General features: G+C 68.5%; 8 protein-coding genes, 1 tRNA gene and 1 pseudogene. 4 read left to right on the forward strand and 6 right to left on the reverse strand.

The window, feature by feature from the left end; all coding sequences use genetic code 11:
* Positions 1-6 precede the first annotated feature (6 nt).
* Both BN4346_RS40505 and BN4346_RS40510 read right to left on the reverse strand, forming a co-directional pair.
* Positions 7-9,131: pseudogene (locus tag BN4346_RS40505) on the reverse strand (fatty acid synthase subunit beta domain-containing protein).
* A 435-nt stretch (positions 9,132-9,566) separates the two neighbouring features.
* A complete protein-coding gene (locus tag BN4346_RS40510) occupies positions 9,567-10,289 on the reverse strand; it encodes a DUF1906 domain-containing protein (protein WP_096867567.1) in 723 nt (240 codons plus the stop codon).
* Positions 10,290-10,407: 118 nt separating this feature from the next.
* On the opposite strand from BN4346_RS40510, the gene BN4346_RS40515 reads away from it, so the two are divergent.
* Entirely contained in the window at positions 10,408-11,664 is a 1,257-nt protein-coding gene (locus tag BN4346_RS40515) for an MFS transporter (RefSeq protein WP_078058749.1), read from the forward strand.
* A gap of 5 nt (positions 11,665-11,669) precedes the next feature.
* On the opposite strand, the gene BN4346_RS40520 is transcribed toward BN4346_RS40515, so the two are convergent.
* Together BN4346_RS40520 and BN4346_RS40525 are read right to left on the reverse strand one after the other, a co-directional pair.
* A complete protein-coding gene (locus BN4346_RS40520) occupies positions 11,670-12,038 on the reverse strand; it encodes a DUF732 domain-containing protein (protein ID WP_067974992.1) in 369 nt (122 codons plus the stop codon).
* Between the two features lie 86 nt (positions 12,039-12,124).
* Positions 12,125-12,208: transfer RNA gene (locus tag BN4346_RS40525), tRNA-Leu, on the reverse strand.
* A gap of 406 nt (positions 12,209-12,614) precedes the next feature.
* Here BN4346_RS40525 and BN4346_RS49155 point away from each other — a divergent pair.
* The 3 genes from BN4346_RS49155 to BN4346_RS40540 are packed head-to-tail and all read left to right on the forward strand — an operon-like array spanning position 12,615 to position 13,763.
* Positions 12,615-13,019, forward strand: a complete 405-nt coding sequence (locus tag BN4346_RS49155; RefSeq protein ID WP_235653681.1) for an LAGLIDADG family homing endonuclease — start codon at positions 12,615-12,617, stop codon at positions 13,017-13,019.
* Between the two features lie 34 nt (positions 13,020-13,053).
* Positions 13,054-13,425: a hypothetical protein gene (locus BN4346_RS40535; RefSeq protein WP_208863256.1), complete on the forward strand. Its 372-nt coding sequence runs from the start codon at positions 13,054-13,056 to the stop codon at positions 13,423-13,425.
* The gene (locus BN4346_RS40540) at positions 13,422-13,763 is read left to right on the forward strand and encodes a DUF3817 domain-containing protein (RefSeq protein ID WP_067974999.1); all 342 of its coding nucleotides are present in this window, start codon (positions 13,422-13,424) and stop codon (positions 13,761-13,763) included. The genes BN4346_RS40535 and BN4346_RS40540 overlap by 4 nt, the downstream gene beginning before the upstream one ends.
* Before the next feature lie 16 nt (positions 13,764-13,779).
* Here the strand turns inward: BN4346_RS40540 and rdgB are convergent, their stop codons facing one another.
* Entirely contained in the window at positions 13,780-14,400 is a 621-nt protein-coding gene (gene rdgB, locus BN4346_RS40545) for an RdgB/HAM1 family non-canonical purine NTP pyrophosphatase (protein WP_208863298.1), read from the reverse strand.
* Positions 14,397-15,176: a ribonuclease PH gene (gene rph, locus BN4346_RS40550; protein WP_067975012.1), complete on the reverse strand. Its 780-nt coding sequence runs from the start codon at positions 15,174-15,176 to the stop codon at positions 14,397-14,399. Before rph ends, rdgB begins: the two co-directional genes overlap by 4 nt.

Here is a 15,176-nt window from a genome sequence, read left to right on the forward strand (position 1 = left end):
GCGACGCTATCCGATGTAAACGTCGCCGTCGCCGAGCCGTGCCGCCGGGTTGAGCAGCATTGCCGACTCTTGACGCTTCTCCGGAGTGTCATGGTCGAAGCGCCGGTCGGCGGGCCGCTCATACATCGGCTTGCCGCCGGCGATCGCCGAGGCGAGCCGCCGCTGACCGGCCAGCACGCGCCCAGAGGCCTGCTCCTGGTACGCCTCGCGCTGACTTGGGTCCAGCGCCGCCAGGAACGCCGCCGGGTGCACCAGGGCGACCAGACCGGACACGTGGCCGAAGCCGAGGCTGGTGACCAATCCGGCCTTGAGCGGGAACTTCTCCCCTAGCTCCAGCGTCTCGCGGACCCACACCAGGTGCCCGGCGGTGGCCAGCTCGTCGTCGACGCAGTCCAGGCTGCGGTTGGGCGGGATGACCCCGTCGCGCAGCACCTGGCACAGGCCCATCATCTGGAAGACCGCCGCGCCGCCCTTGGCGTGCCCGGTGAGGCTCTTCTGGCTGATCACGAACAGCGGCGCACCGTCGGAGCGGCCCAGCGAGTCGGCCAGCCGCTCGTGCAGCTCGGTCTCGTTGGGGTCGTTGGCCAACGTCGAGGTGTCGTGCTTGGAAACCACCGCGATGTCGTCGGCGCCCACGCCCAGCTTGGCCAGCGAACGGGCCAGCATCGAGTCCTTGCCGCCCCGACCCGCGCCCAGGGCGCCCAGGCCCGGAGCCGGGATCGAGGTGTGCACGCCGTCGGCGAAGCTCTGCGCGTAGGCCACCACCGCCAGAACCGGCAGGCCCATCTTGGCGGCCAGGTCGCCGCGGGCCAGCAGAATGGTGCCGCCGCCTTGGGCCTCGACGAAGCCCAACCGGCGCCGATCGTTGGCGCGGGAGAACTTCGAATCGCTGATGCCCTTGGCGCGCATCATCTCGGTGTCGGCGGTGGCAGCCATGTCACCGAAGCCGATGATGGCCTCCAGGGTCAGGTCGTCGTAGCCGCCGGTGACCACCAGCTCGGCCTTGCCGAGGCGGATCTTGTCGACGCCCTCCTCGACCGAGACCGCCGCGGTGGCACAGGCGGCCACCGGGTGGATCATCGCGCCGTAGGACCCGACGTAGCTCTGAACCACATGCGCGGCAACGACGTTGGGCAGAACTTCCTGCAGGATGTCGTTGGGCTTGGCCCGCCCGAGCAGGTTGCCGTGGTACATGGTCTGCATCGAGGTCATGCCACCCATGCCGGTGCCCTGAGTGCTGGCCACCAGTGAGGGGTGCACCCAGCGCATCAGCTCGGTCGGGGTGAAGCCCGCCGACAGGAACGCGTCCACGGTCGCAACGATGTTCCACAGTGCCACCCGGTCGATGGAGGTGGCCATGTCCTGGCTGATCCCCCACACCGTGGGGTCGAACCCGGTCGGGATCTGAGCACCCACCGTGCGCGACAGCTTGCTCTTGCGCGGCACCCGAATCTCGGTGCCCGCCTTGCGGATCACCTGCCAGTCCGAGGAGTCCGGCACCGGGCGCACCACGGTGTGCTCGGGGTCGAACTCGACGAACGCGCGTGCGTCGGCCTCGCTGGAGACCACGAACGAGAAGTCCTTGTCCAGGAACACACTGACCAGCAGCGGTGAGGCGTGGTCGGGGTCGATCGCGCCGTCATCGACGAACTCACGAACACCGACCCGTTCCACCACGGTGTCGTGGTAGCGCTCCACCAGCTCGGCCTCGTCCACCAGCTCACCGGTCGCGGTGTCATACCAACCCGGGGTCGGGTCGTCTTCCCACTTGACCAGGCCGGTGGTCCAGGCCAGCTCGAGCACCCCGGCGGCCGACAGCTCGCCGGAGACCTCCATCTCGAAGCGAGTGCGCGACGAGCCCAGCGGGCCCAGTTCGGCGCCACCGACGATGACCACCAGGTCGGCCGGGTCGACGTCGAGGTCATCCCAGGCCGGCGGGGGCGCCGGGGTGTGGCCGCGCGGCGGTGACGGCAGCGCGGCGATGGTTCCCTCCGCCGGCTCGTCGTCGTCTTGAGCGGCCTCCGATGTCATCTCCTCACGAGCCCGGGCGGCCAGCTCGGCCATGTCCAGGTTCGCCTCGGCCAGGCCACCGGTCAGGTCGGCTTCGATCGGGGCGTTGGCCGCGGCCACCTTGGACTCGACGTTGCACAGCGCCAGCAGCATGGCCGCCATCTGCTCGGTCGAGTAGGTGGTGACACCGGCTTCCTCGACCGCGTCGACGATGACGTCGTTGTGGCCCATCAACCCGGTGCCGCGAGTCCAGCCGATCAGGGCGTGGGCCAGGCTGACCCGCGACGCCCACGAGGTCTCGGCCTTCCACCGTGACACCAGCGCGTCCAGCGACGCCTTGGCCTCGCCGTAGGCGCCGTCGCCGCCGAACATGCCGCGGTTGGGCGAACCGGGCAGCACCACATGCAACCGAGAGGCGATGTCGCGCTCGGCGCCGATCTTGGACAGGCCGCCGATAAGGCGCTGCACCGCCCACAGCAGGACCTTCATCTCCATCTCGGCGCGCGCACCGGCCTCCGACAGATCGCCGGTGACCCGCGGAGCGGCGAACGGGAACAGCAGTGTCGGGGTCTGCGCATCCTTGAGGTGGATCGACTGCGGCCCAAGGCTTTCGGTCTGCTCGGTTCCGACCCACTCGACCAGTGCGTCGATGTCGGAGTAGGACGCCATGTTGGCGGGCACCACCCACAGCGCAGCACCGAACCGAGCGTGGTCGCGGTACAGGTTGCGGTAGAAGCTCAGCCGTTCGTCGTCGAGTCGAGACGTGGTGGCGATGACGGTCGCGCCGCCGTCGAGCAGCTGCCCGACCACCGATGCGGCGATCGAGCCCTTGGAGGCACCGGTCACCACCGCTACCTCGTCGCTGTAGCGGCCCCGGCCCGGGTTCTCCGCGCCGGCGGCGATCCGGGCGTACAACGAGCCGTGAATCTGCCGGCCGGAGGCCAGCGACCGGGCCTGCCACCAGGACGCCTGGGTGGCGACCACGTGGCCGGCACCCTCGAAACGCTCGGCGAGGCGAGTCCAGTCGGCGTCGATGTCGCCCTCGTCGACCAGCCACAGCTTGACCAGATCCTCGCGGGCACTGGCCCAACGGTCGTCGAACAGCACCGCTTTGCGGCCGTCGAACGACGGCGCCACCAGACGCGGCCAGTCCGAACCCAATTCGGCGGTCACCAGGTCGATCAGCTCGCTGTCGGTGGCGCCCGCCGGGGCACTCACGGCGTCGTCGAACCCGAGCTGACCCAGCACCAGCCGAGCCGCCGAGGCGAGCACACCGTCGCGGCCGGTGATCTGCGCGGTGAACTCGCCCAGCGCGGCGGCGTCCACGGTCGCACCGCCGCCACCGCCCACCGACGGCAGGCTGACCGCGACGCCGCGGCGCGCCGCGACGGCCTGAACAGCCGCATCGATCGCCTTGTCGACGGCCGCGGCGTCGGCCAGGGCACCTTCGTGCAACCCACCCAGGGCGCCGCCCCGGACGCTGGTGCCTTCGCGGGTGCCCAACGCCACCTCGACGGTGACGTGCTTGGCCCAGCCGTCACCGAGCTCCCAGGTCTTCTTGACCCGTTCGGCAATGGCGCCGGGCCGCTTGCCGGACGGTCCGAGAATGGTGCGGAGCTGGTCGTTGATCGCGTCGGTCAACACCGGGCCGTAGGGCTTGTAGGTGCGCGCCAGCTTGGTCACCTGCGACTTCAGCCCGGACAGGTCGGCTTCGGCGGCGCCGTCGATGGCGCCCAGGTTCAGCTCCGAACCCAGGTCCACCAGCAGCTGGTTACGCCGCGAGGACGCGCCGTCGGTGATGGACTCGATGGAGTCCAGCGCCTCGATCTGGTCGATGCGCATCTTGGTGCCGGGGCCGCCGCCTCGGCCGGGGCGGCCTCCGCCGAGGCCTCGACGGGCGCCGTTTCCTCTTCCGGCTCGGGGTCGGTGTCGGTGGCAAACAGCACCGCGGCATCCCGCTCAGCGTTGAGCACTTCCACCGTGCTGTGGGCGAACTCGGGCAACTTGAGTGTGTTGGTGGCCAACCCGGCGACCGTCGGGGCGGTCTTCACCCCGATCTCGACAAACCGCTCCACGCCCAACCCGCCGGCAGCCTGCTCGATGAACAGCAGGTCCTGGGTCTCGATCCAGCGCACCGGGCTGGCGAACTGCCAAGCCAGCAACTCGATGACGATCTTCCGGCACAGCTCGGCGGGCTTCTCGTTACGCCAGGTGTCGTAGTCGGCCAGCACCTCATCGAGGGGCTCGGCCGGCACCAGGTCGCGAATCTCCTGGATGAACTCCCGGTCCAGGGTGAACGGCTTGGGCACCAGGTTGGGGATGTAGCGGCCGACGATCAGCGCCGGGTCCTGGCCGCGCGGCATGACCCGCTCCAGCGAACGCCGGAAGTCGTCCACACCGATACGCAATACGCTCGAGTGGAACGGCACGTCAATGCCGGGCACCAGGATGAACGAGCGCTTACCACCGCTGATCTCGCGGCGCCGCTCGACCTCGGCCTCCAGGGCCTCCAGACCGGCCACCGTGCCGGCGATCGCGTACTGCGAGCCGCGCAGGTTGAAGTTGACGATCTGCAGGAATTCCCCGGTGCGCTCGGAGATTTCGGCGACGAACGCGGTGACATCGGCATCGTCGAGGTCGATCTGCGACGGCCGGATGGCGGCCAGCCGGTAGTTGGACCGTCCCATGGCGTCACGCGGCACGATGTCGTGCATCTTCGAGCCGCGGTGGAACACCACCTCCAGCAGCGCTTCCAGCTCGTAGACGCCGCTGACGCAGGCCAGCGCGGTGTACTCGCCGACGGAGTGACCGCAGGCGATCGCTCCTTCGACGAAGGCGCCCTGCTCGCGCATCTCGGCGACCTGCGCGGCCGCCACGGTAGCCATCGCCACCTGAGTGAACTGCGTCAGGTACAGCACGCCGTCGGGGTGCTGGTAGTGCACGCCGGAGGCGATCAGGCTGGTCGGGTTGTCGCGCACCACGTGCAGCACCGAGAAGCCCAGGGTGTCGCGGGTGAACTTGTCCGCGGAGTCCCAGACCTTGCGAGCGGCCTTGGAGCGGGCCCGAACCTCCATGCCCATGCCCTTGTGCTGGATGCCCTGACCCGGGAACGCGTAGACGGTCTTGGGGGCGGTCAGCCGGGCGGTCGCCGACATCACCAGGTCGGAGCCGATCCGCGCGCTGATCTCCAGAACCTCTGCACCCAGGTCGATTCCGACCCGGTCCACCCGGAAGTCGACATCATCGCCGGGCTTGACCATGCCCAGGAACCGCGCCGTCCAGCCGACCAGCCGCGCCGGCGGGCGGGCCTGTCCATCGGTAGCGGTCACCACATGCTGGGCCGCGGCCGAGAGCCACATGCCGTGCACGATCGGCGATTCCAGGCCGGCCAGCAGTGCCGCGGCCCGGTCGGTGTGAATCGGGTTGTAGTCACCCGAGACCGCCGCGAACGGCCGCATGTCCACTGGCGCGGTCACGGTGACGTCGCGCCGACGGCGGCGCGGCGTGTCGGTGGCGTTGTCGGAGACCGCGCCGCCGGCCCGGACCGGGTCGGTCAGTTCCGCGGCGCCGGTGCGCCCGCGGATCGCGAAGCGCTCCTCCAGGGTGGCCAGCACGGTGCCGTCGGCCGCGGCGACCGTGACGGACACCGGGACGACGCGGCCGACCTCGGTGTCGGTGGCCGCGGACGCCGTTGCGGTGACGGTCAATTCGGCCGGCTCAGCCGGCAAAGCGGCCAGCAGCTGCGCCGCGTGGTCCAGGTGCACCAGGGACAGCAGACCCTCAACAACCGGGAACCCGGCGTCGGTGGTGGCCGAGCCGATGGCGGCGAACACCGCCGGCCAGCATCGGCCGACCAGTGCGTCGGGCACGGTGGACAGTCCCGGCGCCAGCGGTGCGCCGAACGTTGCGGTCACTCCGGTGTGGTCGGCGACCTGCTCGGGGTTCCATTCCACGGTGACGGTGGCCGTGCCGTCGTGCACCGGCGGCAGGGCCTGCGGGCCGTCGACACCGGCGGCGATGGCCAGCACCGCGCGCATCGCGGCGGCGGCGTCCTCGGTGGACACCAGCGGGGTGGCTCCGTCGACGACGGCTGCCGGCAGGGTGAAACGAATGTTGATCCACACACCGGACAGCGGCACGCTGAGCACGACGTTCGAATCCGAGGCGACTTCTAGACGAGCCCCGGTCGACGGGTGGGTAGCAGTGCGGTTCTCGTGCACCTGCCACTCGGCGGGGTCGGCGATCCGGTGCACCGGGTTGGTGGCAGTGCGACCGGCCCACAGCACGTCGGGGGCATCGAGCAGCACGGCCAGCGGGCCGGTGACGTCGGTGCGGCCCTGACGGCGCGCAGTGACCGGAGTGGGTTCCACCCCGGTGGCGAGCACCTGGTCGACTGCCGCCTGTTCGAAGCGGTCCAGCAGCTCGCCGACCGGCTCGTCGACCCGGGTGATGCCCGCGACGGCGGTGATGCCCGGAATGATGCAGACCTGCTCGGCGGAGTAGCGAGCGTCGTGCGCCTGCCACAGCGAGTCACTGCGCCACCAGCGGCGCACGTCCTTGTCGATCACCGGTACGAAGTTGACCGGCTTGCCCGGCGTCTTGCAGAGCTGGTTAAAGAACGGCGCGTCGGCCGGGTGCAGGCGAACCGTCTCGGCCTCCGGGTAGCGGGCCAACAGCGCGGCGATGGCCTCGTCGGGGCGCTCCAGGATCGATCCTTCGGCCTCGGTGAACAGCGTCTCGATCGGCCCGGACTCGAGCTCGTTGAGCCGCGCCTCGGCGCGCTGCAGCATCGAACCGAACCGCTCCCGCCAGGTGTCGGCCAGCCACGGACTGTCCGGTGAGGCGGTGTCCGCGGTCGAGTCGCCCGCGCCGATGGCCAGTTCCACGTAGCGGCGCAGCCACTGCGCGTACGTCATCTCGGTGACATCACCGAAGTAGGGCTTGGCGGTGTCGGCCAGCGCGGCGATGATCTCGTCGCGGCGTGCTGCGACGGCCTCGCCGTCACCGGCGACCTCGTCGAGCAGCCGGCCGCACCGTGAGGCGACGTTGTCGATCTCGTGGATGTCGGCGCCGAGCTGGCTGCGCGAGGAAGCCATGCCGCCCTGGGCTTTTCCGGCGCCGATCCAGTGGTCGGTGCCCTTGGTGTCGACCAGCATCTGCTTCACGGCCGGCGACGTGGTGGCCTCCAGGGTGGCCATCGCCGCGGTACCGACCAGGATGCCGTCAACGGGCATCAACGGGAAGCCGTGCTGCTGCGACCACCGGCCGGACAGGTACTCGGCGGCCTGCTCGGGAGTGCCGATTCCACCGCCGACGCACAGCGTGATGTTGGGCTGCGAGCGCAGCTCGGAGTAGGTCGCCAGCAGCAGGTCGTCGAGGTCTTCCCAGGAGTGGTGGCCACCGGCGCGGCCACCCTCGACGTGCGCGATCACCGGCGTGGTGGGGACCTCGGCGGCGATACGGATCACCGACCGGATCTGCTCGACGGTGCCGGGCTTGAACACCACGTGGCTGATGCCGGATTCGTTGAGCTCGGCGATCAGCTCGACGGCCTCTTCCAGCTCGGGGATGCCGGCACTGACCACCAGCCCGTCGAACGGGGCGCCGGACTGACGTGCCTTCTGCACCAACCGCTTTCCGCCGACCTGCAGCTTCCACAGATAGGGGTCCAGGAACAGCGAGTTGAACTGGACGGTGCGACCCGGCTCGAGCAGCGTGGTGAGTTCGGCAACCCGGTCGTTGAAGATCTCCTCGGTGACCTGCCCACCGCCGGCCAGCTCAGACCAGTGCCCGGCGTTGGCGGCCGCGGCGACGATCTTGGCGTCGACGGTGGTCGGCGTCATGCCGGCCAGCAGGATCGGTGAGCGGCCGGTCAGCCGGGTGAACTTGGTGTCGAGCTTGACCCGGCCGTCGGGCAGCGCGACCACCGACGGGGCGTAACTCGTCCACGGACGGGCGACCTCCGGGACGGCGCCGATGGTGAACAGGTTGCGCTGACCACCACGGGTGGCCACCGGCACGATCCCGACGCCCAGGCCGCGGATCACCGGCGCGGTCAGCCGGGTCAGGATGTCGCCGGGGCCCAGATCCAGAATCCAGCGGGCACCCGCCTCATGCAGCGCGGTGACCTCGTCGACCCAGTCGACCTGCCTCACCAAGATCCATTCGGCCAGCCGGCGAGTCAGCTCCACATCAAGGCCCACCTTGGCGGCCCACTGCGCAACGATCTCGACTCCATCGGACAGCCGCGGCGAGTGGAAACCGACCTCCACCTGCACCGGCTCGAAGACCGGAGCGAAGACCGCGCCGCCACGCAGCTTGTTCTTGCGCTCGGCGGACTCTTTCTCGGCGATCTGATCGCAGTACAGCTCGAAGCGCGACAGCTGCTCAGGGGTCCCGGTGATCACCACCGCGCGCCGACCGTTGCGGATGGACAGCACCGGCGGAAGCACCGTGCGCACGTCTTGGGCGAACTCGTCCAACAGTTGCCGGATGCGCTCCGGGTCGACATTGGTGACCGACACCATCGGCGGGCGGTCCCCCAGGATCGAAATGCCGCGACGACGGGCCACCAGGGTTCCGGCCGCACCCACCAGCTGGGCGATCGCGAGCAGCTGCACGTCGTTGGCGCCGCCGGCCTTCAGCGATTCGACGGCAAGGACGCCCTGCGAGTGCCCGGCAGCGGCTACCGGCGGAGTGGTCGACAGGTCCAGCCCCTGGCGCTGCAGCGCCCGCATCGCAGCGATCTGGGTCAACAGGACACCTGGCACCGACACCGCGGCCGAGGTCAGCTGCTTGGCCGACGGGATCGGGTCCTCGGCCGCCAGCGCCCGCACCCATTGCAGCGGCTCGAAGCCGATGGGCCGCACCACCACAAGTTCCTTGGCGATCGGCTCGAGGAGCAGATCAGCCTCACCGGCCAAGGTGGCCAGTTCCGTCTCGATGCCGGCCGAAGACACCAGCTCCTCGAGCGACTCCAACCAGGCACTGCCCTGTCCACCGAAGGCGACCGCGTACGGCTCGCCGTCCGTCAACCGATCCACCAGAGCGGAGGAGGCACTGACGAACCGCCCCGAGCCTGCACCCTCGGCGGAAACCCGGTCGTGTTCGTGGATCGTCACGTTATATATCTCCCCTGCCCTGGTTAACGTCGCGTCGTCATCGACGCCCGCCGGGATAGCCGGCCTAACTGCGGGTTCTCGCGTGTTCGCGGCCGCGCTTCAGCCGTAAGAGTGTCATAAGAACCTGTGCCGTTTCCGCAGCAAATTGGTTACTGATGAGTTCTACGCTCGGGTAACCCAGCCCCCGATATCACGGGGCTCGACGACGGTTGGAACGATCCGGGACAAACGTCCTGCATGCGTGGGGTTACGGTCGAGTAGCCATAACAACGCAGATCAAGGCTGCATTGTTACCTAATCGTTATGTTTGAATCAGCCAGGCCAACTGGCTTTGGCGACGCCCAAGGCTCCAAGGTCGAACGAGTGCGGCGAACCCCGCCCTGGGCGGCCTGATCCGGCGTCAGTTTGCTGGACGGGCCACGCCCCGCGCTCCCGTCAGACCCACTGACCGAACTGGGGCGCCAGGATCTCGTTAATGTCCACACCAACGCCGCCGACAGTGCGCCTATCGATCTCCACCTGATGCAGGTTGGCCGCCGGATGCGCGATTCCGCCGGGTGAACCGAAATTGTGTTGCCAGAAGCACGAGCCCAGACCGTCCTGCAGCGCCCACTCGATGGTCTTGGAGTTGGCGTACACGCCGGTGCGCTCCGGCCCGATCACCGACTGCCATCCCCGCAGGTAAGGAGCGACCTGCTCGGTGTACTGCTCGTAGGACGGGTTGTCGTCGATAGAGGCGTAGATCGGAGCACTGTCCGGGCCGCCGGCCGCCGTGTGCAACTGTGCGCCACGTTTGGCGTGGTCCACACCGGCGTCCTGGCCACCCAGCCAGTCTGCGGTCGCCTGCTTGCCGAACTGGTAGCAGGAGACGACCGTGAGTCCGTTGTCCTGCAGCTCACGCGCCTCGGCCAACTGAATCGGCTTGCCGAGCATCCAGTCAGCGCCCGGCCGACGGTCCGACACATAGCGGATAGCTCCCGCAGCACCGGACGCCTTGATCGCATCGGCAGGCAAGACCCCGGCCGAATAGTCCAGCAGAATACCCAGCGGCGCCGCCTCGGCGACCGCAGCGAGCAGCGCCGAAACGCCGGCACCCAGGCCCGCCGCCGCGGGCACCGCCGCGGCGAGTTTGAACACGTCGCGCCGTGAAATCATCACGCGACACAGACTAAGACAGACTTCGGTGCGGTTTTGGCCGGTCACCGGCGAAAACCACGCCGAATTCGTGTGCGACCATAGCCGGTGTCCTGCAGAAGACAGACAAGGTAGGCGGCAATTGCGTCCCTGGATCGTGTGGGGCACCGGCCTGCTGTCCTATTTGGTGGCCGTGCTGGACCGGACCACCTTCGGGGTATCGGGTCTGGACGCCGCCGAACGCTTCCACGCCGGCCCCAGCACGCTGTCGTCGTTCGTGATCGTGCAGCTGATCGTCTACGCCGCCATGCAGATTCCGGCCGGCGTGCTGTTGGACCGCTTCGGCCCCCGGGTGATGATCGCCACCGGCGTCACGGTGCTCTCCGCCGCCCAACTCACGCTCTCGCTGACCCATTCGCTTCCCACCGCGGTCGGCGCGTACGGCGTCATCGGCCTGGGCGACTCGTTCATCTTCATCTCGGTCATCCGACTGCTGCCCAATTGGTTTGAACCCAAGCGTGTTCCGCTACTCACCCAGCTGACCGGCATCTGCGGCCAATTCGGGCAGTTCCTCTCGGCGGTGCCGTTCCTGGCAATTCTGCTGCACGGGGGTTGGACGGCCGCCTACCTCTCGGCGGCAGGGCTGGGCCTGTTCGCGGGCATGCTGACACTGGCGGTCACCCGCGACGCCCCGCCGGGGACGCCGGCCGCCGCGCACGCGCGGAGCTTTGGTGACGCGTTCGGTGAGATCAAAACGGTGTGGTCGCGGCCCGGGACCAAGGCCGGTTTCTTCACCCACATGGGCAATGCGTTCTCGCCCGGCGTGTTCGCCTTGATGTGGGGGGTGCCGTACCTGACTACCGCGCAAGGCCTTTCGCGCGGTATGGCGGGTGCGGCGCTGACGCTGTCGGTGCTGCCCTTCATCGTGGTGGGACTGCTGGTCGGAACCATCTCAGGGCGCTGGCCGGGGCACCGGTCGCGCGTGGCGCTGACCATGATGGCGCTGATCGCGTTGACCTGGACGGTGCTGTTGGCGCTGCCGCGCCCCGCGCCGCACTGGTTGTTGGTGGTGCTGATCCTGGTGATCTCGGCGGGCCAGCCGGTGTCGATGCTGGCCTTCGACTTCGCCCGCACCTACAACCCGCCGGCCGGCTTGGGCACCGCGCAAGGCATGGTCAACACCGGCGGCTTCATCGCCACCCTGCTCGTCATGCAGGCGATGGGGGTGGTTATCGCGATGAGCGGCGGCTATTCATTCGAGGCGTTCCGGCTGGCCTGGACGCTGCAGTACATCGTCTGGGTGGTGGCCGCCGTCGGCGTGGTGATCTACGCACGGAAAGCCCGCGACTCCGAGACGTTCGGCGAAACACCCATGCCGGTGGCCGTGTCCGAGCACTGAGCGGTTCAGGGCGTCAACGCATACGGGTCCGGCAACTGCGGGCAGTAAGCGTGCCGAGCGGCGTTGATGATGGCGTGCGCCTCGTCGGGTGACACTTCCAGATTCGCGATGACCGAGACCGGCACCAGCCGGGGCGAATCGCTCAGCGCCACGCAGACCGCGTGGCCCTCTTGCACCATCAGACTGCGCAGCGACTCGCATTTGATGCTGCCGCAGATCTGCTTGTCGTAGTCGGGATGTAGCCCCTGTTGCTGCAGTTCGTCGAAGAACACCTGGTCCTCATTGCTGGGATCAGCCGATGCCGCGGGAACAGGCCCCACGACGACGCAGGCCAGCAGCGCACTGAACACCGCTGTGATGATCCGTCGGTTCATAGTGCTGCACCAATCCAGTGGGGGCCAAGACGTCCATTTTGGCACCGACGAGCCCTGGCGACATGGGGTTATCGATGCGAAATTTGTGCGGGCGGAGGGACTCGAACCCTCACGCTCTTTCGAGCACGGGCACCTAAAGCCCGCGCGGCTGCCGATTACGCCACGCCCGCGAGGTCACTCAGTCTAGCCAGCCTGTAGAACGACGAACGTGTCGGTGGTGCCTCCTACCCTGTCACCAAACCGGGAGGCCAACGTATGCGGTCAGCCGCCGAGTTCAGTACCGTGCAGCGGCTAATTGCGTCTGGGATGAATGACTGCGCGATTTCCCGACAAACGGGGATCCCCCGTACCACGATTTGCGGATGGCGGCGCCGCCCACCGACCATGCGAACACGCGACAGCCGCTGCAACCACGACTTCACTTCCTTACCGGCGGCAGCGTACAGCTACCTCCTGGGCCTTTACCTCGGCGACGGATGCATTTCGAAACACCCCCGAGCATGGCGTCTTCGGATCGTCCTCGACGCAAAGTACCCTGGGATCATTGACCGCTGTTGCGAGGCGATCAACACCGTAATGCCCGGACAGCACGCAGCTGTCCTGCATTGCGTCAGCAAGTGCGTCGAAGTATCGCTCTACTCAACCCACTGGCCCTGCCTTTTCCCCCAGCACGGCCCCGGCAAGAAGCATCACCGGCCGATCCGGCTGGAAGCGTGGCAACAAGCGCTCGTCGAGCAGGCGACCGAGGAGTTCATTCGCGGCCTTATCGATAGCGACGGCTGCCGGACGGTGGCCAATGACCGCGGTGTGCGAAGCGTCCGTTACCACTTCTCCAACCGCTCCGACGATATCCGCGGCCTGTTCTGCGCGGCGCTGGATCGTCTCGGGATTCCGTGGACGCAGAACAGCACCTACCAGATCGCCGTCTATCGCAAAGCCGCAACGGCGCGACTCGACGAGTTCGTCGGCCCGAAGGCCTGACGGCGTTCCTAACCTGGCGCGGTACCGTCATGGGGTGTCCACTACACGGCGTCGGAGACCTGCACTGGTTGTGCTGGTGATCGTCGCCGCCAGTGCGTGCCTGGGGCTGGGCTGGTGGCAGTGGACCCGGTTCCAAGAGGTCAACGGCACCTTCCAGAATCTCGGCTACGCGCTGCAGTGGCCGCTGTTCGCCTGGTTCTGCGTGTACGCCTACCGCAAATTCGTCCGCTACGAAGAAGAGCCGCCGGAGCTGCGCCCTGCGGACACGGTGACCGAGATACCGGCTGGACTGCTGCCCGAGCGGCCCGCGGCCGCCGCCCCCACCGATGACCCCGCGATGCGGGAGTACAACGCCTACCTGGCCGAGCTCTCCGAGAACGCCCGACAGAACAGGAACACCGCATGACCGACCCCCCCGCCCACGCCGCGCCCGCCGAGAAGATCCGCAGTGCGCTGCTGCCCTACCGGGTGATGGCGTGGACGACCGGTGTCTGGCTGATCGCCCTGTGCTACGAGATCGTGGTGCGCTACGTGGTCAAGGTGGACAACCCGCCGACCTGGATCGGCGTGGTGCACGGCTGGGTGTACTTCGCCTACCTGCTGGCCACTTTCAACCTGGCGGTCAAGGTCCGCTGGCCGCTCGGCAAGACCATCGGGGTGCTGCTCTCGGGCACCATTCCCCTGCTGGGCATCATCGTCGAACACTTCCAGTCCCGAAACATCAAGGCCCAGTTCAACCTCTGACGCCCCCGCGGCGTCGTTACGCCAGCGAGCGCAGCGCCGGCAGCAGCAACTCCAGCGCACGGCCGCGGTGCGATGCGGCGTCCTTCTCCGCCGGGCTCAACTGCGCTGCGGTGCGGTCGTCTTCCGCCGGGACAAACACCGGGTCGTAGCCGAATCCGCCCTCGCCGCGGGGTTCTCGAGCGATGCTGCCCGCCCACTCGCCGCGCACCACCACTTCGTGCTCGACTCCGGGGCCCCATACCAGCGCGCACGCCGACACGAACGCCGCACCGCGCCGCTCGTCGGGCACGTCGCGCAGCTGACCCAGCAACAGCGCGGTGTTGGCTGCGTCGTCGCCGTGACTGCCTGACCAGCGCGCCGACAGCACCCCGGGCATACCGTTGAGCGCCGCAACGGTCAGGCCCGAATCATCTGCGACGCAAGGCAATCCGGTCGCCGCGTAGCCGTCACGCGCTTTAGCCAAGGCGTTCTCCTCGAACGTCGCCGCGGTCTCCGGCGCTTCGGGATACGGCGGCACCTCATCGAGCGAGACCAGCTGCACACCCGAGACTCCGGCGTGCTCCAGCACCCGGCTCAGCTCGGCCAGCTTCTTGCGATTGCGGCTCGCGACCAGCAGTTGCGTCACCGGGGCGGTCAGCTGCCGAACGCCTTCTTCGGTGCCGGCCCCTCCGGCAGCACCCCCGGATACGGCAGCGCCAGTGCTTCGCGCTGCACCACGAACAGCTTCTCGCAGGCAGCCAGCGCCGCGTCGAGCATCTTGTCCAAGGTCGAACGCGGGAACGTCGCACCCTCGCCGGTGCCTTGGATCTCCACCAGTGTTCCGGTGTCGGTGGCAACCACGTTCATGTCGACCTCCGCGCGCGAGTCCTCCTCATAGGGGAGGTCGACGCGGACCCGGCCGTCGACCACACCGACGCTGACGGCGGAGATTGCGCACGAGATCGGGCGGGGGTCCGACAACTTGCCGGCGGCCGACAGGTAGGTGACCGCATCGGCCAGCGCCACATAGGCGCCGGTGATCGCCGCGGTGCGGGTACCGCCGTCAGCCTGCAGTACGTCGCAGTCGATCGCGATGGTGTTCTCCCCCAGCGCCGCCAGGTCGATACAGGCACGCAGCGAGCGACCCACCAGCCGGCTGATCTCCTGGGTCCGCCCACCGACGCGGCCCTTGACCGATTCGCGGTCCGAGCGGGTGTGGGTAGCGGCGGGCAGCATGGCGTATTCGGCGGTCAGCCAACCGCGACCGGAGCCCTTCCGCCAGCGCGGAACGCCCTCGGTGACGCTGGCCGTGCACATGACCCGGGTGTTGCCGAACTCGACCAGAACCGATCCGGCCGGGTTGACGGTGAAGCCGCGGGTGATGACGACCGGGCGCAGCTCGTCGTCGAGGCGACCGTCTTCTCGTTTGGACAC

The sequence above is a fragment of the Mycolicibacter icosiumassiliensis genome (assembly GCF_900078685.2).
Classification (GTDB): Bacteria; Actinomycetota; Actinomycetes; order Mycobacteriales; family Mycobacteriaceae; genus Mycobacterium; species Mycobacterium icosiumassiliensis.